This window comes from Mucilaginibacter rivuli (assembly GCF_019391655.1).
GTDB lineage: Bacteria > Bacteroidota > Bacteroidia > Sphingobacteriales > Sphingobacteriaceae > Mucilaginibacter > Mucilaginibacter rivuli.
In genome coordinates, this window is record NZ_JAHXPQ010000004.1 from 341,578 (window position 1) to 362,521 (window position 20,944).

General features: G+C 43.5%; 17 protein-coding genes and 1 riboswitch. Of the genes, 10 read left to right on the forward strand and 7 right to left on the reverse strand.

All coding sequences use genetic code 11. The features are described from left to right. The first annotated feature begins 235 nt into the window (after nucleotides 1-235). On the forward strand, nucleotides 236-1,492 hold the full coding sequence (locus KXQ82_RS11390; RefSeq protein WP_219488502.1) for a pyridoxal phosphate-dependent aminotransferase: 1,257 nt from the start codon (nucleotides 236-238) through the stop codon (nucleotides 1,490-1,492). 195 nt (nucleotides 1,493-1,687) lie between these two features. On the opposite strand, the gene KXQ82_RS11395 is transcribed toward KXQ82_RS11390, so the two are convergent. After that, on the reverse strand, nucleotides 1,688-2,053 hold the full coding sequence (locus tag KXQ82_RS11395; RefSeq protein ID WP_219488503.1) for a DUF3127 domain-containing protein: 366 nt from the start codon (nucleotides 2,051-2,053) through the stop codon (nucleotides 1,688-1,690). An 80-nt stretch (nucleotides 2,054-2,133) separates the two neighbouring features. Here KXQ82_RS11395 and KXQ82_RS11400 point away from each other — a divergent pair, with 80 nt between their 5' ends. From KXQ82_RS11400 to KXQ82_RS11410, 3 genes are read left to right on the forward strand one after another with little or no spacing between them, the layout of a single operon-like run. After that, nucleotides 2,134-3,306 (forward strand): THUMP domain-containing class I SAM-dependent RNA methyltransferase, encoded by a 1,173-nt coding sequence (locus KXQ82_RS11400; RefSeq protein WP_219488504.1) that lies wholly within the window; start codon nucleotides 2,134-2,136, stop codon nucleotides 3,304-3,306. Between the two features lie 2 nt (nucleotides 3,307-3,308). After that, nucleotides 3,309-3,809, forward strand: a complete 501-nt coding sequence (locus KXQ82_RS11405) for a hypothetical protein (protein ID WP_219488505.1) — start codon at nucleotides 3,309-3,311, stop codon at nucleotides 3,807-3,809. A 12-nt stretch (nucleotides 3,810-3,821) separates the two neighbouring features. Further along, on the forward strand, nucleotides 3,822-4,475 hold the full coding sequence (locus KXQ82_RS11410; RefSeq protein WP_219488506.1) for an HD domain-containing protein: 654 nt from the start codon (nucleotides 3,822-3,824) through the stop codon (nucleotides 4,473-4,475). Nucleotides 4,476-4,484: 9 nt separating this feature from the next. Here KXQ82_RS11410 and KXQ82_RS11415 read toward each other — a convergent pair whose 3' ends face one another. The 3 genes from KXQ82_RS11415 to KXQ82_RS11425 form a co-directional block, all read right to left on the reverse strand. Next, nucleotides 4,485-5,135, reverse strand: coding sequence for a DUF47 domain-containing protein (locus tag KXQ82_RS11415; RefSeq protein ID WP_219488507.1), 651 nt, complete (start codon nucleotides 5,133-5,135; stop codon nucleotides 4,485-4,487). Nucleotides 5,136-5,187: 52 nt separating this feature from the next. Then, entirely contained in the window at nucleotides 5,188-6,243 is a 1,056-nt protein-coding gene (locus KXQ82_RS11420) for a sensor histidine kinase (RefSeq protein ID WP_219488508.1), read from the reverse strand. Between the two features lie 361 nt (nucleotides 6,244-6,604). Beyond that, nucleotides 6,605-7,261, reverse strand: a complete 657-nt coding sequence (locus KXQ82_RS11425; RefSeq protein WP_219488509.1) for a hypothetical protein — start codon at nucleotides 7,259-7,261, stop codon at nucleotides 6,605-6,607. Nucleotides 7,262-7,623: 362 nt separating this feature from the next. On the opposite strand from KXQ82_RS11425, the gene KXQ82_RS11430 reads away from it, so the two are divergent. From KXQ82_RS11430 to KXQ82_RS11455, 6 genes are all read left to right on the forward strand, one after another. Beyond that, a complete protein-coding gene (locus KXQ82_RS11430) occupies nucleotides 7,624-8,301 on the forward strand; it encodes a hypothetical protein (RefSeq protein ID WP_219488510.1) in 678 nt (225 codons plus the stop codon). A 269-nt stretch (nucleotides 8,302-8,570) separates the two neighbouring features. After that, a complete protein-coding gene (locus KXQ82_RS11435; protein ID WP_369412444.1) occupies nucleotides 8,571-8,879 on the forward strand; it encodes an OmpA family protein in 309 nt (102 codons plus the stop codon). A gap of 485 nt (nucleotides 8,880-9,364) precedes the next feature. Further along, a complete protein-coding gene (gene thrA / locus KXQ82_RS11440) occupies nucleotides 9,365-11,812 on the forward strand; it encodes a bifunctional aspartate kinase/homoserine dehydrogenase I (protein WP_219488511.1) in 2,448 nt (815 codons plus the stop codon). 166 nt (nucleotides 11,813-11,978) lie between these two features. Then, a complete protein-coding gene (locus KXQ82_RS11445; RefSeq protein WP_219488512.1) occupies nucleotides 11,979-12,911 on the forward strand; it encodes a homoserine kinase in 933 nt (310 codons plus the stop codon). Further along, complete coding sequence (thrC, locus tag KXQ82_RS11450; protein WP_219488513.1) at nucleotides 12,911-14,221, forward strand: threonine synthase; 1,311 nt, start codon at nucleotides 12,911-12,913, stop codon at nucleotides 14,219-14,221. The genes KXQ82_RS11445 and thrC overlap by 1 nt, the downstream gene beginning before the upstream one ends. A gap of 136 nt (nucleotides 14,222-14,357) precedes the next feature. Then, entirely contained in the window at nucleotides 14,358-14,960 is a 603-nt protein-coding gene (locus KXQ82_RS11455) for an HAD family hydrolase (RefSeq protein ID WP_219488514.1), read from the forward strand. A 128-nt stretch (nucleotides 14,961-15,088) separates the two neighbouring features. Here KXQ82_RS11455 and KXQ82_RS11460 read toward each other — a convergent pair whose 3' ends face one another. From KXQ82_RS11460 to metH, 3 genes are read right to left on the reverse strand one after another with little or no spacing between them, the layout of a single operon-like run. Next, nucleotides 15,089-16,045 (reverse strand): methylenetetrahydrofolate reductase, encoded by a 957-nt coding sequence (locus KXQ82_RS11460; protein WP_219488515.1) that lies wholly within the window; start codon nucleotides 16,043-16,045, stop codon nucleotides 15,089-15,091. Between the two features lie 39 nt (nucleotides 16,046-16,084). Then, entirely contained in the window at nucleotides 16,085-16,435 is a 351-nt protein-coding gene (locus KXQ82_RS11465; RefSeq protein WP_219488516.1) for a four helix bundle protein, read from the reverse strand. A 50-nt stretch (nucleotides 16,436-16,485) separates the two neighbouring features. Beyond that, a complete protein-coding gene (metH, locus tag KXQ82_RS11470) occupies nucleotides 16,486-20,205 on the reverse strand; it encodes a methionine synthase (RefSeq protein WP_219488517.1) in 3,720 nt (1,239 codons plus the stop codon). A 127-nt stretch (nucleotides 20,206-20,332) separates the two neighbouring features. Continuing rightward, a riboswitch (SAM riboswitch) is annotated at nucleotides 20,333-20,443 on the reverse strand. Nucleotides 20,444-20,944: the final 501 nt, after the last annotated feature.

The following is a 20,944-nucleotide window of genomic DNA, read 5'->3' on the forward strand; positions in this document are numbered from 1 at the left end:
TAGTGATAAGCTTTGTTAGGTCAGTGTTCTTTTTTTAATCTGATGTAAACTTAATCAATGTGTTACAGCCAAACTATATCAATAGTTGGTTTTTAACATTTTACAAGCTTGTTTAACCATATTTTAACATAGTTTAACAATTGAATGCATTTGCTCCGTTAGTATAACCCATTATATGCATATCATGCAGTTCGGCTAAAACCTTTATATTTGCCTATCTAAAATACCAATAAGCATGACTGCATCATTACTGGCTCAAAATCTTCGCGGATCTGAAATTATTAAGATAGCCGGCGAGATAAACGAGCTTAAACGCCAGGGACAAAATATTGCCAACCTTACCATAGGCGATTTTGATTCGAATATTTACCCCATCCCTACCGAACTGAAAGCCGGTATTATTGATGCTTACGATCATAACCAAACCAATTACCCACCAGCTGATGGCGTTTTAGCTTTACGCGAAAGTGTATCGGCGTTTATTAAAGAGCGTTGCGATCTGGATTATAAAGCCAACCAAATATTAATTTCGGGCGGCTCAAGGCCGCTGATCTATTCTATCTACTTAGCACTTGTTGATCCGGGTGATACCGTGGTTTTCCCCGCACCATCATGGAATAACAACCACTACTGCGACCTGCTGAAAGCAAATGGAGTAATGGTAGATACCCAACCCGAAAATAACTTTATGCCTACAGCAGATGAACTGCGTCCGCATTTAAAAGGAGCTACGTTGCTGGCCTTATGCTCGCCGTTAAACCCTACAGGAACTATGTTCTCCAAGCAAAACCTTGAGGAAATATGCGACCTGGTGATAGCCGAAAACAAAACCCGAAAAGCAGGTGAAAAACCGCTGTATATATTATACGATCAGATCTATTCGCAATTAACCTTTGGAAACCATAAACATGTTGACCCGGTTAACCTGCGCCCTGAATTGAAAGACTACACTGTATTTGTTGATGGTGGATCGAAATGTTTTGCGGCTACGGGAGTGCGCGTTGGTTGGGGTTTTGGCCCGGCCGATATTATCAATAACATGAAAGCCATTGTTGGCCACATGGGTGCCTGGTCGCCAAAGGCGGAGCAGGTGGCAATGGCCGCTTATTTAAAAGACAGCAGCAGTGTATCCCGCTTTCTGGACTCATTAAAAGAACGTATTCAATCGAGCTTACAAACATTATATCAAGGCTTTGTTGAACTTAAAGCCGGAGGCTTTAACGTTGACGCGATAGAACCTATGGGTGCTATATACCTCACCGTAAAAATTGATTACACCGGAAAAACCACACCTGATGGTGACCTTATAAAAGACTCTGCCGATGTGAACTTTTACCTGATAAAAGAAGCAGGTTGCGCCTTAGTGCCTTTCTCCGCTTTTGGCACAGCCGAAAGTTTGAACTGGTTCCGCGCTTCGGTTGGGGCTTGTACAACGGAAGAAATTGCCGCTATGGTGCCAAGGATAAAATTAGCTTTAGAAAAATTGAAGTAAGAGCAGATAACAAACCATGCCATTTCGACCAACGGGAGAGGCCTTCACGAATTATGTAGTCCGAACTATACATTAGCGCTACGCTCGCTTAGCGAAGATTTCTCACTCGTGCCTCGTTTCGAAATGACAATTTGGGCAAAAAAAGGGCGATGAATTTAATACTCATCGCCCTTTTCATGTCGTAATGATTACTCCTTAAAACGGCAAATCATCATCCTCGCCCGGCGCTGCGCTCAGGTTTGCTGGTGCTGCATACTCGGGTGCCGCAGCTGCGCTGCCACCACTCAATACATTAATTTTCCATAATGCCATCGAGTTAAAATATGATTTTTTACCGGTTTTATCTGTCCAGGGGCGGCCTCTCAGGTTAAAGAAAACTTCCACATCATCGCCAACCTTAACGTTGTCTAAAATAGCGCAACGGTCTTGTATGGCTTCAAACTTCAGGTACTCAGGGTATTGAGGGTTCTCTATATATTCCAAAATCATTTCTCTCTTCTTCAATGATTCTGTAACCTGCGCGGTTGGTGTTATTTCGTGTATTTTACCTTTGATCTCCATGTGTCTAAAAAATTAAAAAGTAAAGTTAAGAGTTAGAAAATAAAATCGGCAGTTTTTAATCCTTAAATTCGCACAATTATATGCAAGTTTTCCACACCGAAAGTAAAATCATCCTAACCTGTAACAAAAGGTTATCATCTTATTTAGCTGATGAAGTTGAAGCGCTGGGCTTTGATATCAAACGAACCTTCCAAACCGGCATTGAGCTGTTTGGCACCGTAAACGATTGTATCCCCTTAAACCTTAACCTGCGTTGCGCAAGCCAGATATTGTACTCTTTAGGCAGCTTTAAAGCCGCCGACCCGAAAGAACTGTATGATAACCTGGTACAGATAGAATGGGAAAAGCTCATTGATTTTGCAGGCTACTTTACCGTAACCAGCAATGTGAATAACGAGCATATCCTCACCCCGCTTTTCGCAAATGTGAAGGTAAAGGACGCCATTGTTGACCGTATCAAACAGGTTAAAGGCATCCGCCCAAACTCTGGCCCCGACCAAAACAAAACCGTAGTACACCTATACTGGCAGGATGACGAGGCTGAAATATTCCTCGACACCTCGGGCGAAACTCTGGCCAAACACGGCTATCGTAAAATCCCCGGTAAGGCACCTATGTTGGAGGCGCTCGCGGCATCGACCATTATAGCTACCGGATGGGATAAAAAAAGCCCCTTCGTTAACCCCATGTGCGGTTCGGGAACATTGGCTATAGAAGCAGCGCTTATCGCGACGGATAAAACACCCGGCCTGTTCCGCATGAACTATGCCTTTATGCATATCATGGGTTACGATGAGCAGATTTTCTTTACTGAGCGCCGTGCCCTCAAAGACAAATCAATCAAAGAACTTGGCTTCCGTATCATCGCTACCGACCTTTCTGAAGATGCTGTTGATATATCGCGTAAAAACGCTAAAACGGCAGGTGTAGAACATTTGATCGACTTTGCTGTTTGTGATTTTGCGGAGACCGAAGTACCAGAAGGACCGGGAGTAGTAATGTTCAACCCCGAGTATGGCGAGCGTTTGGGCGTTCATACCAAGCTCGAAATGACCTACAAACGTGTTGGCGATTTTATGAAAACCAATTGCAAAGGTTATAAAGGTTATGTATTTACAGGCAACCCCGATCTGGCAAAAAAGATAGGGCTGAAGGCTTCGCGCAAAATTGAATTTTATAACGGTAAGCTTGATTGCCGCCTGTTCGAGTACGAATTGTACGACGGCAGCAAGCGCGAGCCTAAACCAGAATAAGCATGAAAAAACTACTCGTCCTGTTTACTGCCATACTCATCTCAGGTGCTGCTATGGCTCAAATGATACCCATGGCTAACGAGTTGCCTGCACCGTTTAAAGGTGGCAATGCTGCCATGAAGGTTTTCTTTCGGGATAGCCTGCAGGTAACGCCGTCCATCCAAAAAGCCAAAGCATCAGGTATGGTGATATTCAAATTCACGGCCGATGCCAAAGGCAACCTGAGCAAAATGGTAGTTTATTATGCCGATGACATTGTACTTACCGAACCGGTGATAGATGCTTTAAAAAGAACGAGCGGCAAATGGGTGATTCCCGTAGACCATAAGTTTTACGATTTCATCATCCCTTTTTCTATCAATTACAAACCCGGTGCAACACCCAAACCGGCTGCTCTAAAGGCGGTGTTGGATTTTGCCCAAAGCAAAAAGCCTATTGTAGCTGCCGACCAAGTTCCGCTTAATGCCGCTACTTTGTTGCCAACTGTAATTATCAACTACTAAACTTACCCTACATTGAACAACCCGCACCTCATATCCCAAACGGCAAATTACGTCCGCACCACATTACAAGGTGCAGAGGCCGGGCATGACTGGTGGCACATTAACCGAGTGTGGAACAATGCAAAACTGATAGGCAAAACCGAACGGGTAGATATGCTGGTTGTTGAACTGGCCGCCCTGTTGCATGATATTGCCGATAGCAAGTTCCACAATGGTGATGAAGAAATAGGGCCGCGCACCGCGGGTGATTTTTTAAAGACCCTTTCGGTTGATGACGAAGTGATCACACACATTCAAAACATCATTCGCCACATGTCGTTCAAGGCCGGGTTTGATGCAAAGTCATTCCAATCAGCAGAGATGGATGTAGTGCAGGATGCCGACCGTTTAGATGCTATTGGCGCCATTGGTATTGCCCGGGCCTTTACTTATGGCGGCTTTAAAAACCGGGAGCTGTATAATCCGGATATTCCTCCAAACCTCAACATGAGCAAAGAGGAGTACAAAAATACCACTGCCCCAACCATCAATCACTTTTACGAAAAGCTTTTATTGCTGAAGGATAAAATGAATACTGCCACAGGCAAACACATCGCGCAACAGCGGCATGATTTTATGCTACAGTACCTCGATCAATTTTACGGCGAGTGGAACGGCGAAAGATAGGTTTCGGGTTTAAGCGTTTTTTACCAAAATGGTTTCCAACACATTGGCAACATCTTCGCACTTATCGGTAGCGGTTTCCAGGTTAGCCAGCACCTCTTTATATTTAATGAGTTTAATAGCGTCTTTTTCGTAAAGGAACAGGTCAGCCACAGCGCGGTCAAACACATCGTCGGCCTGGTTTTCAATACTGTTGATACGCACACATGAATCGGCAATGCTGCGCACATTATTCATGTCGCTCAGCTCTTTAATAGCCTTTTCCATCACTATACTGCCATCCAGTACCATATCCGAAAGTTTCTTTATCGAATCGGTTATATTATCAACCTTGTAAAGCAGCATCCGGCCTGCCGAACCATTAATATAATCGGCAACATCATCAATAGCGCTGGCCAGTTGCGCAATATCTTCCCTGTCAAACGGAGTAATAAAGTTCTTGCTAAGCTCAAGGTATATCTGGTGGGTTATCTCATCTCCAATATTCTCCAGCTTATCTATCTGCGCGTACATCTCTTCCCTCGCCTCTGGGTTTACCGTGTTAACAGCTTCAACCAATTTATTTGCCATGGCAACCACGTTGGTAGCAGCCTGCTCAAATAGCGGGAAAAATACTTTTTTGTCTTTCGGGACAAAATATTGGAAGATGCTGTTTAATGACATAGTGTTTTATGTGTGTGTGAAGCAAAGTTAATGCCCCGTTGTTAAATTAATGTTAACCTTTTAACACCGGTAACACCGGGAAAGGCTGCCTTACTTTTTGTAATGTAAAACCAAAGGTTGAACCCAGTCCCTCGGTGCTGCGCACGTTTATTGTTTGCTGGTGGCTCTCAATAATATGCTTTACAATGGCCAGCCCCAAACCCGAGCCGCCAATTTGCCGCGAGCGGCTTGAATCGGTACGGAAGAAACGCTCGAACAGGCGCGGCAGGTTCTTCTCTTCAATACCAATACCATCATCGGTAACCTCTACCAAAACCTGGTCGTGCAGGTCATACAGCCTGATGGCCGTAGTGCCGCCTTCCTTACCATATTTAAACGAGTTGTCTATCAGGTTAACCAATACCTGCTGTATTTTTTGCCTGTCGGCATTCACCTGGGTATTATCGTCGTACTTATCTTTAAATACCAGCTTAATTTTATGCTGATTGGCTTTCATTTCCGATGAGTCGATCACCTCTTTGATCAGGTCGGTTATTTTGAATTTGGTGTAATTGATCGGTATCTCGCCCGATTCCAGTTTCGATATCTCATCAAGGTCCTTTACCAGGTAACTCAGGCGGTCAACATTCCGGGCGGCTTTATCTAAAAACTGGCGCGCCATAACCGGGTCGTCCATATCATCCTGCAAAGCCTCAATATAGCCTTGTATGGCAAATAAGGGTGTTTTAAACTCGTGCGATACATTCGATAAAAAATCGCGCCTAAACTGCTCCTGCTTTTTCAGGTCCTCAATCTCGGTTTTCTTTTGGCGGGCCCAATCCTTCACATCCTTTTCCACATCGTTTATCGGATCGGACGTTACATGGTCGCCAATAGCGTCTTTCAGGTCCTTACCCAGTTTAAGGTTATGTATCAGTTTGTAGATGATCTTGATCTTGGCTACGATATATTTCTCTATCACGTAATAAAAGAACAAAAAACTGGTAACGATGGTTGCCGAAAAAGTAACCGCAACATCATACCAGCTATGCCTGAAATAAAAATTAACCACCGAAATGGTAATGGCAACAGCCAAAGCGCAGATCAATACAAGTACACGTAGTTTCATTATAAAACAAATATAAGTTTAGTATTTGTAAATGAGCACAGTTAACAATTTGTTAAAACACCCAACGTTGGCAGGGGGGATAAAGTAGGATTTATATATGCTTCTCTAATCTTGCCTCTTGATTCTAATATCTTGCATCTTCTTCAAGGGGGGGTAAAAGTAAGATTTTTAAAAAGTTTGATCATTCCCGTTCCTTTAGCATCAATCTGTTTATTGCAAACTATACAAGGTACAAAAAATTGCCCGCATTTGCAAAAAGGGTAGGTTAAAAACGAACCCCGCGTTAGGGATCGCTGTGGAAACCTCGGAAGCGCTTTTACCAGTCCCAATCCTTCATCGGGGAAATGCCCAAATACAATTATTAATTTTTATCAAACTCGTCTATCAATTTTTTACATTTCGTAACGTCAGATAAAAATATTCCTTTTTCAAGTTGCGATATAAAGTACTTGTAATATTGATCATATTTCGACGTAAATATTTTTGTCCACGCTTCGTCTCTATCATCTCTTACCGAAATTGATTTAGCATTAATTAATATTAAAATCCTTTTACCCGGCGCGCCGTTCTTCCAGGCAACTAATCCAATCTCTATTATCCCATCAGTTATTTTTATCACTTGCTCTGCTAAATATTCATCGATTAGGGTTAATTCCATCTGGCTGATATTCCCATCATCGTCAACTGTATTATAGGAAATATCTGTGGTTTGAAAATCAAGTCGAATTGGGAACACAAGCTTGTCACTATTAAGTCGTAACCCTTTACTTTCAACCAGAGCATCAGCAAAAACATGTGTGGTAAAATCGTTTAAAGTAATAGAATAAGTATCGGCACTAATATTTGTATTTATTATCCAACTATCATGAAGCTTATCTATGTATTTGTAGAAACCGCCAAGTAGACCCTTTTTGTCAATTACAAACTTATTATAATCTGTTTCGAGTTCAATGTCATCGTCAACATCAATAAATTGAGAAGCCAATATTGGAACGATAGTTCTTATGTTCTTTAACATAGTTACGAATGTAAATAATTGATCTGATTTACAACAACACACTAACAACCACTGGCCCACGCGTGCCGCATGAGTAAAACAACTGCCACTGCTCCCGCCTCTCCACACTAATGAAACATTTCCCACCAATCCCATATACCCACACTCTACTTATATGCTGAGGCTGATTTATCAGGACCTTTGCGCGTATAAAAAATAATTGTATTGTTTGTTTTATTTATGTATTTTTATGTATCATTCTCCCCGGTTGATCATAGAAGTTATTCTGTCCGCATAAATAGTTGTGCTTGTTATAATAAAATTCATTTATATATATCAAAAACCTGAGTGCGATTTCACTAAGGTTTTTTTCAATTATCAACATGACCGGAATAAAAAACAAGGCTGAACCACAAGAAAAACCATCTGTAGACTATTTAAAAAACGCACGTGATATAGCATTTGTAATGGCTGTATTTTTATATTTCGCCGGGTGGCTTTATATCTATTTTTATTTGGGTGGCTTTGGGATACCATTAAAGGCTGTTGATCTTGACATTTATAATATTCTGATATATGCGGCTAACGTTTTTATTTTCGGATTTAATACAGGTAAGGTTTATTTGATTCTATTCCTTATTGTTGTAACTGCAGTATCGTTTTTTAAACATATTTCCACAACTATAAAAAAACTGATCCCTTTGGGCGTAATATTGCTCTTTCCTTTAATATTTTACGTATCACAAAAAGCGGCCCAACATGATTGCAAGAATGCGCTGATAGACCCCGCGCATTATTTAAAGAGCATTCAGTTCATGTTTAAAGATGACCGCAATTCGAAAACAAGTAACGAAGCGAGGCCTGTTGACTCTACCAGCTGCAAATTTTTCATGTTAAAGCAAAATGAAAATGAAAATCTAAGACTGGTGGCCTTGAGTAAAGAAGAATATTTTGTTTTGCTGCCAAAAACTGGTCTTACTGAAAAGAGTTATGCCCATTATGTTCCTATTATATATATTGTAAAGAAAGAAACCATTGAATTAGCGAAGATTACTAAATAATGAACTATGAAAAAGATACTGCTATTTATTTTTGTGTTTTGTTTGGCCAAAGTGTATGCTCAACCGCCCCATGCACAATACCGTTATTTGCGGGATGCTGACGGACAGGAAAATAAATAGTTTATTTCCCCGCCACCAATGATTATTATCCTTGTTATGGGCCTGTCACACCCAGGTTTAAGATAAAGGCAAATGAGGTTATTTTAAATAAAGCCTGTGATTGCACCCCAGGTCCAATTCCACCTCTCGCTGCAGCAGCATATTCAAATATTCAATTCGATTTTGACTCATCGGTGTTGCATACCAACGCGTATCCATTGTTAGATGCAATCGCAGCTGATTTACGAGGCTCTAATAAAACTGTAACCATAGCAGGGTATGCCTCGTCTGAAGGAACAGCGGCCCATAATTTAATGTTATCGAAAGATAGGGCAAACTCAGTAAAAACATATCTGGTTAATTCAGGAGTTGATGCTAAATACTTACGAATTAAAGGATATGGAGAAACCAACCCCATTGCAGATAACTCTACAGAAGAAGGTCGCATGCTAAATCGTCGTGTTGAATTTAAGAAGTAAACCCTTTTTCATGCACTCGCAAGGTTTCAACAGACTCCATCGTTGGCGCACGCGTGACGCGTGTGCCAACAACTGCCACTGTTTTTGCCACTCCATACTAAAGAAACAAAACCATTCCCCACCAATCCCATATACATTATATAAAAAAATTATTTTCGGTTTGCTATTTTAAAAAAATACTGCTTTCTTTACACCCGTAAACCAAAGGGTTACAAATTAACATGCTATTTAACACATCAATTACTACAACAACAATTACAACAACCACCGGCAACACGCACGGAGAAGGGTAACTATTGGAATAGTAAATGACAAAACCATAAAGAAGCCTTCCTCCACAAGAGAAAGGCTTTTTGTATTTATTACATTGGTGAAAAGGTTGATTAAGTGAATAGTTGATTGAGTGAGCAGTTAGGTGAAAAAACTAACTCTTGTTCTGCCAACTACCCACCAAATCAACCTAATCAACCACTCACTTTAAAAAAATGAAAGTTCTAAAATTCGGGGGCACATCGGTAGGCTCGGCAGGTAGTATCAAAACAGTACTCAGCATCTTAAAGCAGCAAGGTACAAACGGCGGCAACCCGGTAACGGTACTTTCTGCCATGAGCGGCGTAACTAATCTGCTGGTAAAAATGGCCGAAAGCGCTGCCGTGGGCGAAAGTTTTACCGCCCAGCTTGCCGAACTGGAACGCAAACACTTTGATGTGATAAAAGAGCTGATGGAAGTACAGGCCCAAAACCCCGTATTTACCCGCCTTAAAATTTACTTCAATGAGCTGGAAGACCTGTTGCAGGGTGTTTACAGCCTGCGCGAACTAACCGCCCAAACCCGCGACCTGATACTAAGCTACGGCGAGCGTTGCTCTGCTTTCATGATCAGTAAAATTGCTGCCCAGCATTTTAGCAACGCGGTATTTGTTAACGCTGCCGATCTGATAAAAACCGACAGTGCTTTTGGTTATGCCAAGGTGAATATGGAGCTTACCGAAATGCTCATCCGTAATTTTTATGGTGAGAATAAAGACAAGTTATTGTTCGTGACAGGTTTTATAGCAAGTAACGATGCCGGCCGTGTTACCACCCTGGGCCGTGGCGGAAGCGATTATACAGCGGCCATATTTGGCTCGGCATTAAATGCCGAAGAGATACAGATCTGGACCGACGTGAACGGCATGATGACCGCCGACCCTCGCATGGTAAAAAAAGCGTTCTCGCTGCCCGAGCTATCGTACACTGAGGCCATGGAGCTTTCATTTTTTGGTGCGAAGGTAATTTACCCGCCAACCATGATACCGGCCTTCCTGAAAAAGATCCCTATTGTTATCCTCAACACTTTCGATACCTCTTTTGGCGGCACATACATTAAGCATGATTGTGGTTTATCAAACCTGCCTATCAAAGGCATCTCGTCTATTAACGAGGTCAGCATTCTAAATGTTCAGGGTAGTGGTATGGTTGGCAAAGCAGGCTTTAGCGGCCGCTTATTCAGCATGCTTGCCCGCGAGCAGATCAGCGTGATACTTATCACCCAATCATCATCAGAGCATAGCATTACTTTTGCCGTTAACCCGGCAGATGCGCTTAAAGCTAAAGCACTCATTGAGCACGAGTTTGAACTGGAAGTACTGGCTAAAAAATTAGAAAGCCCCGATGTTGAGGATGGCCTTTCGGTTTTAGCTATCGTAGGCGAAAACATGAAACATACACCCGGCGTATCCGGCAAGCTGTTCCATGCACTGGGCCGCAACGGTATCAACGTTCGTGCCATAGCACAAGGCTCATCCGAATACAATATCTCGGTTATCATTTCCCGCGGCGATCTGGCCAAGGCTCTGAATGCCGTTCACGATGCTTTCTTTGTTGAGCTTAACAAAACCCTGCATGTATTTTGTTTGGGTACAGGCAATATTGGTACAACTTTGTTCCGTCAGTTAAACAACCATACCGAGTTTTTAAAACAACATAATGGCATCCAGATAAAAATAGCGGGCATTAGCAATACCCGTAAAATGATGTTTGACAGTGATGGCATCAACCTGGATAACTGGAAAGATAAATTAGAGGCATCAGCCACCGCTGCCGATCTTCCTGCGTTTATCGAGCAAATGAAACAGATGAACCTGCCTAACTGTGTGTTTGTAGATAATACCGCCAGCCCTACGCCAATAAGCTTTTACCAAAGCGTATTTGAGGCCAATATATCGGTAGTAACCTGCAACAAAATAGGCAACTCAGCATCGTATACCCAATACAAAACCTTTAAAGATACCGCCCGCAAACACGGTGTTGATTTTTATTACGAAACCAACGTTGGCGCAGGCTTGCCAATAGTACGTACTTTGAAAGACCTGATGATGAGCGGCGACCGTGTTATCCGCATCGAAGCTATCCTTTCGGGAACCATATCATATATCTTTAACAACTTTAAAGGCGGCGTAACTTTCCATGATGTGGTAAAAACCGCGCAGGACAAAGGCTACACCGAACCCGATCCGCGCGATGACCTGCGCGGCACCGACTTTATGCGCAAAATGCTAATCCTGGCCCGCGATGCAGGTTATGTTTTAGAACCGGGCGACGTAGAGATAGAAAGCATGTTGCCGCAATCTTGCCTTGATGCGGGTACTGTTGCCGACTTCTACACTGAACTGAATAACGAAACTAAATTCTTTGCTGATATGAACGCCAAAGCCGAAAGCCAGGGCAAAGTATTGCGCTACATTGGTAAGCTGGAAGATGGCAAAGTATCCATCACCTTGCAAATGGTTGGCGAAGATCATCCTTTTTATACCCTTTCGGGAAGCGATAACATCATATCCTTCACCACTGAACGGTATATCGAAAGGCCACTGGTAGTAAAAGGCCCGGGCGCAGGCGCCGAAGTTACCGCCGCAGGAGTGTTTGCGGATATTGTGAATGTAGGGAATTAGAGAGAGGCAATAATCAAGAGTCAAGACAAAAAATAAAACCTTGTCATTTCGAAACGAGGTACGAGTGAGAAAACTTTACAAAGCGGTTTAAGCGCCAATGCATCTTAGGAATGCAAAGTTTGTAAAGATTTCTCCCGTTGGGCGAAATGACGGATAGTATAAAATAATGAAAAGTATAAAAGTATTCGCCCCGGCAACAGTAGCTAACGTAGTATGTGGTTTTGATGTACTCGGTTTCGCGGTAGATGCACCCGGCGATGAAGTGATCATGCGCCTGACCGAAAAACCCGGCGTTGTGATCACCAAAATTGAAGGCGATGGTGGTAAACTGCCCCTGGCTGCCGAAAAAAACACCGTGAGTGCAAGTGTACAACACTATTTAAACCATATAGGCTGTAACCATTTTGGTGTGGAGATAGAACTCTACAAAAAAATGCCCATCGGCAGCGGACTTGGTTCAAGTTCGGCAAGTACCGTGGCAGGATTGTTCGCCATCAATAGCCTGCTTGATAATTATTTGACCCCGATGGACCTTGTTCCCTTCGCTATGAAAGGCGAGGAACTGGCCTGCGGTTTTGGCCATGCCGATAACGTAGCTCCCGCCGTATTAGGCGGCTTTGTTTTGATAAGAAGTTACGAGCCGCTCGACATCATCAAACTACCCGTACCAAAGGGTTTATATTGCGCCATCGTATTCCCAGATGTGGATGTACCCACAAGAGACGCCCGCCAGATGATCCGCAGTAAGGTTTTGTTAAAAGATGCCGTTATCCAATGGGGTAACATAGCTGGTTTAGTAAGCGGCCTGTTCATGAACGACCTCGACCTGATAGGCCGCAGCATGCAGGATGTTCTGGTGGAACCTACCCGCTCTATCCTCATACCCGATTTTTACAAACTCCGCGAAATGGCTCATGAGCAGGGTGCTATCAGCTTTGGGATATCGGGTTCCGGCCCGTCGGTTTTCGCTTTCGCGAAGGATGAGCAAACCGCGCACAACATCACCAACAAAATACAACAACATTTAACAGGCCTGCATATTAACAGCAATGCTTACGTATCTGCCGTTAACGAGCAGGGACCTAAAATTATAGGATAATGAATTTTTACAGTACCAACAGTCCGCAGGTTGAAGTGCCTTTTAAAGAGGCCGTATTTAACAGCCTACCGCAAGATCGTGGCTTGTACATGCCGCTTACCATACCTAAGCTTAGCGATGAGTTTATCAATAACTTAGGCAGCTACACCCTTCCGGAGATAGCTTTCGAAGTAGCTAAAAATATCCTTGCGGGATCAATTCCCGAAGCAGACCTGAAAGCTATTATCGACGATGCGATCAATTTTGATGCACCCGTAGTAAAGCTGGAGGAGGATGTATACGTACTCGAACTCTTCCACGGGCCATCATTAGCCTTTAAAGATTTCGGCGCCCGCTTTATGAGCCGGGTAATGAGCTACTTTTTACGCGATGGCGAAAAAATGCTGGATGTATTGGTAGCCACCTCCGGCGATACGGGCGGCGCGGTAGCCCTCGGCTTTTTAGGCGTACCTAATACCCGTGTAACCATATTATACCCCAAAGGCAAAGTTAGCCCCATACAGGAGCAGCAACTCACCACCAACGGTCAAAACATACGTGCTATTGAGGTGGACGGCACCTTTGATGATTGCCAGGCCCTGGTTAAAGCCGCCTTTGTTGACGATGAATTGAACGCGAAGTTCCGCCTCACATCAGCCAACTCTATCAACATAGCGCGACTCATCCCACAAACATTCTACTACTTTAACGCCTATGCCCAGCTATTGCGCCAGGGTAAAAACGATATCGTATTCTCGGTACCAAGCGGTAACTTTGGCAATATTGGCGCGGGCCTATTAGCCTGGAAAATGGGGCTCCCTGTTAAACAGTTTTTAGCTGCAACCAACGCTAACGATACTGTACCTGAGTATTTGAACAGTGGCGTTTATCAACCAAAACCGTCTGTAGCTACGTTATCAAACGCTATGGATGTTGGTGCGCCAAGCAACTGGGTCCGCATATCGCACCTGTTCGAAGATAAGCTTGATGATCTAAAACAACTCATCACCGGCTATACCTATAACGATGAGCAAACCGTCGAATCTATCAATGCGGCATTTGTAGCTTATGATTATGTGATGTGCCCGCACACCGCCATCGCATGGCGCGCCTTACAGGAATGGCAATTAAAACATCTCGATACCAAAGCAACAGGTGTTTTCTTATCCACAGCTCACCCATGCAAATTCCCTGAAGTATTTAATGAAGAGGTTAGCGCTAAAATTGTAGTGCCGGAATCTGTAAAAGAAATGGAAGGCAAGGAAAGCCTGTCAGTGCCTTTGAGTAAAGATTTTGATGGATTTAAGAGGTGGCTATTGAAAAACGCGTAATCCAATAACCGACGCGTCATTGCGAGGCACGAAGCAATCCTAAACAAGATATTGCCGTTATGCTAATTTGCGGCATGCTTATCAACCTGTAAAGATTTGACAACTAAAAAGTTGTCAAATCTAACTACATTTAACCATGATCACTACTCTCATCTTCGACCTCGGCGCTGTCCTTATCGACTGGCACCCCGAACATCTCTACAAAAAGATATTCAACGATGAGGCCGAAATGAAGTACTTTCTCACCAACATCTGCACCCCGCACTGGAACGAGGAACAGGATGCAGGCCGATCTGTAAAGGATGGCACCGAAGCATTAATTAAACAGTTCCCCGAGTACGAGGATAATATTCGTGCTTTTTATGGCCGTTGGTATGAAATGCTTAACGGACCAATTGAAGGTACACTCCAAATATTCACCCAACTTAAACAAAGCGGCAAATACAAGCTTTACGCCCTCACCAACTGGTCCGTCGAAACATGGCCGATAGCTTTAGCGAAATACGATTTTTTGAATTGGTTTGACGGTATCGTAGTTTCGGGCCACGAAGGTATTCGCAAACCCGCCCCTGAATTTTACCAATTGTTATTAGATAGGTACAATATCAATCCTGCGGAAGCTTTGTTTATTGATGATAACCTGCGTAATGTTTTGGCTGCAGAAGCATTGGGTATTGAGTCGATACATTTTACCACGGCCGAAAAATTACGGGAAGAGTTGGAGAAGTCCCTCAAATAAAAACCCTGTCATTTCGAAACGAGGCACGAGGGAGAAATCTTTATCAAGCGAGTGTAGCGCCAATGCAAAGCATGAATGCCAGGTTTGTAAAGATTTCTCCCTCTGGTCGAAATGACATTTAAAGAAGATTAAAACACCGCCTGCGCAATACGCTTAGTAGGCTCGGGGTTACCCATGGTATAAAAGTGTAGTACAGGAACGCCAAAATCTATCAGCTCTTTACATTGTTGTATCATCCATTGTATACCCACTTCTTTCACATCCTTCTCATTACTGCATGATGTAATAGCATCACTCAGTTCAACAGGGATATCGATATGGAATATTTTAGACAAAGCCACTAATTGTTTCGAAGTTGTGATTGGTTTCAATCCCGGAATGATAGGTACATTAATGCCATTTGCACGGCAGTTGTTTACAAACTCTTTGTATTTAGGCACATCAAAAAACATTTGGGTCACAATAAAATTGGCACCCATATCTACCTTTTGCTTCAGATATTTAAAGTCGGTTTGCATATTTGGTGCTTCAAAATGCTTCTCGGGGTAACCGGCTACACCAATGCAAAAATCAGCCTGGCCGCCACCTGTCACATCATCATGTAGGTATTTGCCATTATTCATATTCACTACCTGTTGTAGTAAGTCTGTAGCAAAAGCGTGCCCGCCCGGCGTAGGCACAAAGCCCGATTCGGCTTTACGTGCATCACCACGCAATACCAATACGTTATCGATGCCTAAAAACTGCAAGTCTATCAGTGCGTACTCCGTTTCATCCTTAGTAAAGCCACCACAAATCAAATGCGGAACGGCATCAACCTTATACTTATTCATAATAGCAGCACAAACCGCTACTGTACCCGGGCGTTTACGGGTAATTACCTTTTCAAGTAAGCCATTATCATGCTCCTTATAAATATGATCTTCACGCAGAGATGTTACATCAATAAAAGGCGGCCTTAGTTCCATTAAAGGGTCGATAGCGTTATAAATACCCTGTATGCTCTGCCCTTTTATAGGAGGTAGTAATTCGAAAGAGAAAAGAGTTTTGCCGTAAGCGTTGGCAATGTGTTCTGTTATTTTCATTATTGTAGTATCAAGTAGCAAGTATCAGGTATCAAGTATTTAGTTAAGGCTTTTTTGTAAACCAATAATCATTTTTTGAATATCCGTAACTAAACCTACGTTTGTATTTAGACTTTCATCTGTGATATAGGCAAATTCCCTGGCTATAATCAACTGCGTCTCCAATTCAAATGCAGAACCTAAAGCTATATTTAAAAATTGATATAACTCTTTGTTCGATTTTCTTCCACAGCCTTCGGCAATATTTGAGGGTATTGATACAGCAGCCCGCGTCATTTGCGATATTAAACCAAAACGCTCCTCTGTCGGGAATTTTTTTGTCAGGATAAATATCGACTTCGATAAATCGATACCTGCTCTCCAAACCTTTAACTCTTTAAAATTATGCATTATGTTTTTCTTCCGTCTTGATACCTGATACTTGCTACTTGATACCAAATCTAATACGCCAAATTCGGACTCAACCAGCGTTCAACTTCCTCCAACTCCATTCCTTTCCGTACCGCGTACTCTTCAACTTGGTCCTTACTGATTTTACCAAGTCCAAAATACCTGGCCTGTGGGTGCGCGAAGTAAAATCCGCTTACTGATGCAGCCGGTGTCATTGCTAAGCTCTCGGTCAGGTGCATATTGGCATTGTCTTCGGCTTTCAGCAATTCAAAAAGCGTAGTCTTTTCGGTATGGTCCGGGCAAGCCGGGTAACCCGGTGCCGGGCGTATGCCCTGGTACTTTTCTTTGATCAGGTCTTCGGCTTCCAAATGTTCTTCTTTGGCATAGCCCCAATAGTCGCGGCGTACCAGTTCATGCATTTTTTCGGCGAAGGCTTCGGCTAAGCGGTCGGCAATGGCTTTGGCCATAATGCTGTTGTAATCGTCATGATCGGCCTCGTATTTGGCTACCAGTTCATCGCAGCCAATACCTGCCGTAACGGCAAACCCGCCCCAGTAATCGGGCACTCCGCTGGCTTTAGGCGCTATAAAATCCGATAAGGCATAGTATGGCTCACCCTTTGCTTTTTCGGCCTGCTGGCGAAGCGTGTGAATGCGCTTGAGCACAGTTGTGCGGCTCTCATCAGTATACAATTCAATATCATCGCCAACACTGTTAGCCGGCCAAAAACCGATAACGCCATTTGCCTGCAGCAGTTTGTTATCAACTACTTCTTTTAATAAAGCCTGCGCATCATCATATAGTTTTTTGGCTTCAACGCCAACGTATTTATCTTCAAATATCTTAGGGAAACTGCCGCGCAGCTCCCAGGTATGAAAAAACGGTGTCCAGTCAATATAAGGCACCAATTCTTCCAGCGGGAAAGCTTCAAATACTTTAGTGCCTGTAAAGGTTGGCCTTGGCGGGATAGCACCGTTCATGTTGATCTCGCAGCGTTGTTTACGGGCATCTTCAATACTCACAAAACGCTTGTCCGACTTTTTATTCAAATGCGCTTCGCGTGCTTTTTCGTATTCATCTTTAATGCCCTGGATATAACCATGGCGGTTATCTTTATTCATCAGGCTGCTGCAAACCGTCACACTGCGCGATGCATCAAGCACGTGTATGGCAGCGCCCGAGTAGTTCGGCGCTATCTTAACAGCAGCATGTATGCGTGATGTAGTAGCTCCGCCAACTATCAGTGGTATTGTAAAGTTATTGCGCTCCATCTCCTTGGCAAAATGCACCATCTCATCCAACGACGGGGTGATCAAACCGCTCAAGCCAATGATGTCAACATTCTGCGCTTTGGCTTCGTCTATTATCTTTTGCGCGGGCACCATCACACCAAGGTCAATCACCTCAAAGTTGTTACAGGCCAATACCACGCCAACAATGTTTTTACCAATATCGTGTACATCGCCTTTTACAGTGGCCATTAATACCTTGCCTGCATTGGCGCGTTCGTGCCCGGTGGTTTCGCCAGCATCAATTACACGTTGTTTTTCAAGCTCAATAAATGGCAAAAGGTAAGCCACGGCCTTTTTCATTACCCTTGCCGATTTTACTACCTGCGGCAAAAACATCTTGCCGGCGCCAAACAAGTCGCCTACAATGTTCATACCGTCCATCAGCGGGCCTTCAATTACCTCTAATGGTTTGGCATATTTCTGGCGTGCTTCTTCCACATCATCATCCAGGTACTCAATAATACCTTTTACCAATGCGTGCGATAAACGTTTTTCAACAGGTTCTTTACGCCATTCTTCGTCTTTAACAATCTCCTTGCCCTTACTTTTTACAGTATCGGCAAATTCAACCAGGCGCTCGGTAGCATCCGCTCTGCGGTTCAGCAATACGTCTTCCACCATTTCCAGTAACGGTTTTGGTATCTCTTCGTATACTTCAAGCATACCGGCGTTAACGATGCCCATATCCATACCGGCTTGTATGGCGTGGTATAAAAAGGCGGAGTGCATAGCCTCGCGCACCACGTTATTACCACGGAACGAGAACGAAATATTGCTCACACCACCGCTTACTTTTGCGCCTGGCAGGTTTTGTTTTATCCAACGCGTTGCGTTTATAAAATCAACAGCGTAGTTGTTATGTTCCTCTAAACCAGTGGCAACGGTAAGTATGTTCGGGTCAAAAATGATATCCTGCGGGGGGAAACCTACCTCGTTCACCAAAATATCATAGCTGCGTTTACATATTTCAATGCGTCGCTCGTAGTTATCGGCCTGCCCATTCTCATCAAATGCCATCACTACAGTGGCGGCACCGTACTGCAATATTTTATTGGCGTATTCCTTAAACTTTTCTTCGCCTTCTTTTAGCGAGATGGAGTTTACGATACCTTTCCCCTGCAAGCATTTTAAGCCCGCTTCGATCACTGTCCATTTTGATGAATCAACCATGATAGGCAACTTGGCAATATCCGGCTCGCTGGCGATCAGGTTCAGGAATTTCACCATCGCTGCTTCCGAGTCTATCATACCCTCGTCCATGTTCACATCTATCACCTGCGCGCCGCCATCCACCTGCTGGCGCGCAACAACCAAAGCGGCCTCATAATCTTCAGACAATATCAGTTTCGAGAATTTTGGCGAACCGGTAATATTGGTACGTTCGCCCACATTCACAAAGTTGGTGGCAGGGGTTATGGTAACTGCTTCCAGTCCGCTTAAGCGCATGTGATCTTCAATACCGGGTATTGGCCTTGGTTTATTTTTTGCAGCCTTTTCGGCGATACATCGGATGTGATCGGGAGTGGTACCACAACAGCCACCGGCAATATTTACCAGGCCGCTTTCCATAAAATCTTCTACCAGGTGCGCGGTTTCGTGCGGGGTTTCATCATATGCGCCAAACTCATTTGGCAAACCCGCATTTGGGTAGGCCGAAATAAACACGTCTGAAATATTGGAAAGTTCTTCCAGGTGGGGCCGCATTTCTTTGGCTCCCAAAGCGCAGTTCAAACCCACAGAAAGCAGGTTGGCATGTTTCACAGAGTTCCAGAAAGCTTCAACGGTTTGTCCTGATAAGGTACGTCCCGAAGCATCGGTAATGGTACCCGATATCATAATGCCCCCATCGGCAGTAAAGGCAGGATAGGTTTTACCGGCCGCCAAACATTCCTCTTCGTATTTTTTAATGGCGAAGATAGCCGCCTTGGAGTTCAGCGTATCAAAAATGGTTTCTATCAACAACACATCACTACCACCATCAACTAAACCACGCACCTGGTCATAATAAGCATCCACCAGGTTATCAAACGTTACGGCCCGGTAGCCCGGGTCATTCACATCGGGTGATAAAGAGGCGGTACGGTTCGTCGGACCAATGGCACCTGCTACAAACCTCGGTTTATCCGGGTTTTTAGCTGTGTACTCATCCGCAACCTCACGGGCAAGGCGTGCGCCTTCGTAACTTAATTCATACGCCAGCGGCTCCAAATGATAATCCGCGAGCGAAATTACCTGCGTACTGAAAGTATTGGTTTCGATAATGTCTGCACCTGCTTCCAAATATTCGGCATGGATGGCTTTTATCACATCCGGGCGCGTAATATTCAGCAGGTCGTTATTACCCTGCAGGTCACTATGGTGGTCTTTAAAACGTTCGCCACGAAAATCGGCTTCGGCGAGCTGATACCGCTGTATCATGGTGCCCATCGCGCCGTCGATAATGAGAATACGTTTTTTTAGTTCTTGTCTGATGCTCATATTGAGTTGTCTGTTGCGGGTTACGAGTTGTCCGTTCAATATGGTTTCAGAAACTAACTGAAAAGATATAACAGAAACTGATAACAAAAAAAGCTTATTTCGAAAAGTCGGGTGTTAGATTGACCTTCGCTTATCTTTCCAAGATCCCGAAGTGTGATCTTAGTAGAATGTAGCACCTTGTAAGTACAGGTTGCTAAGACATCGCAGGGTCTAATCCCTCCGTCTTTCTCTATAAGCATCGCAAAGTTGCGCAATAAAGTTGTAAAGTGCAAATATTAGCACCAGGCAGCACTTAGAAATACGCTTGAAAAAGACAGCAAATACACAAATTTTGCATTTCTTCGTAAAAACCGGCACGATAGCACTTTATTCACAATTGTTAATTTTATTAACCCAAATGTCTCACAAACTTTCCTTTGTGGCAATTTTAAAAATTAACGGAAAAATTTTATTAAATACCTGAAACTTTTTTCTTTCCAATTCCGTTATAAGTACAATAACGATATGTTTTATGGAAGCCGATAAAAAATACAGGAAAGAAACATGCGAACATTGCAATAAAGGTTACCAGATGCGGGTTAGAAGGGGCTATTTGATTAGAACCTTTCTTTTTTGGCTACCCGTTAAACGCTACCTATGTACCAATTGCCTCCATCAACATTATGTTTTTGGGCACAGGCAACAACGTGCTCATGCCCATAATTAAATAATTAAGAAAATATCTTAGTTATTTTACTAT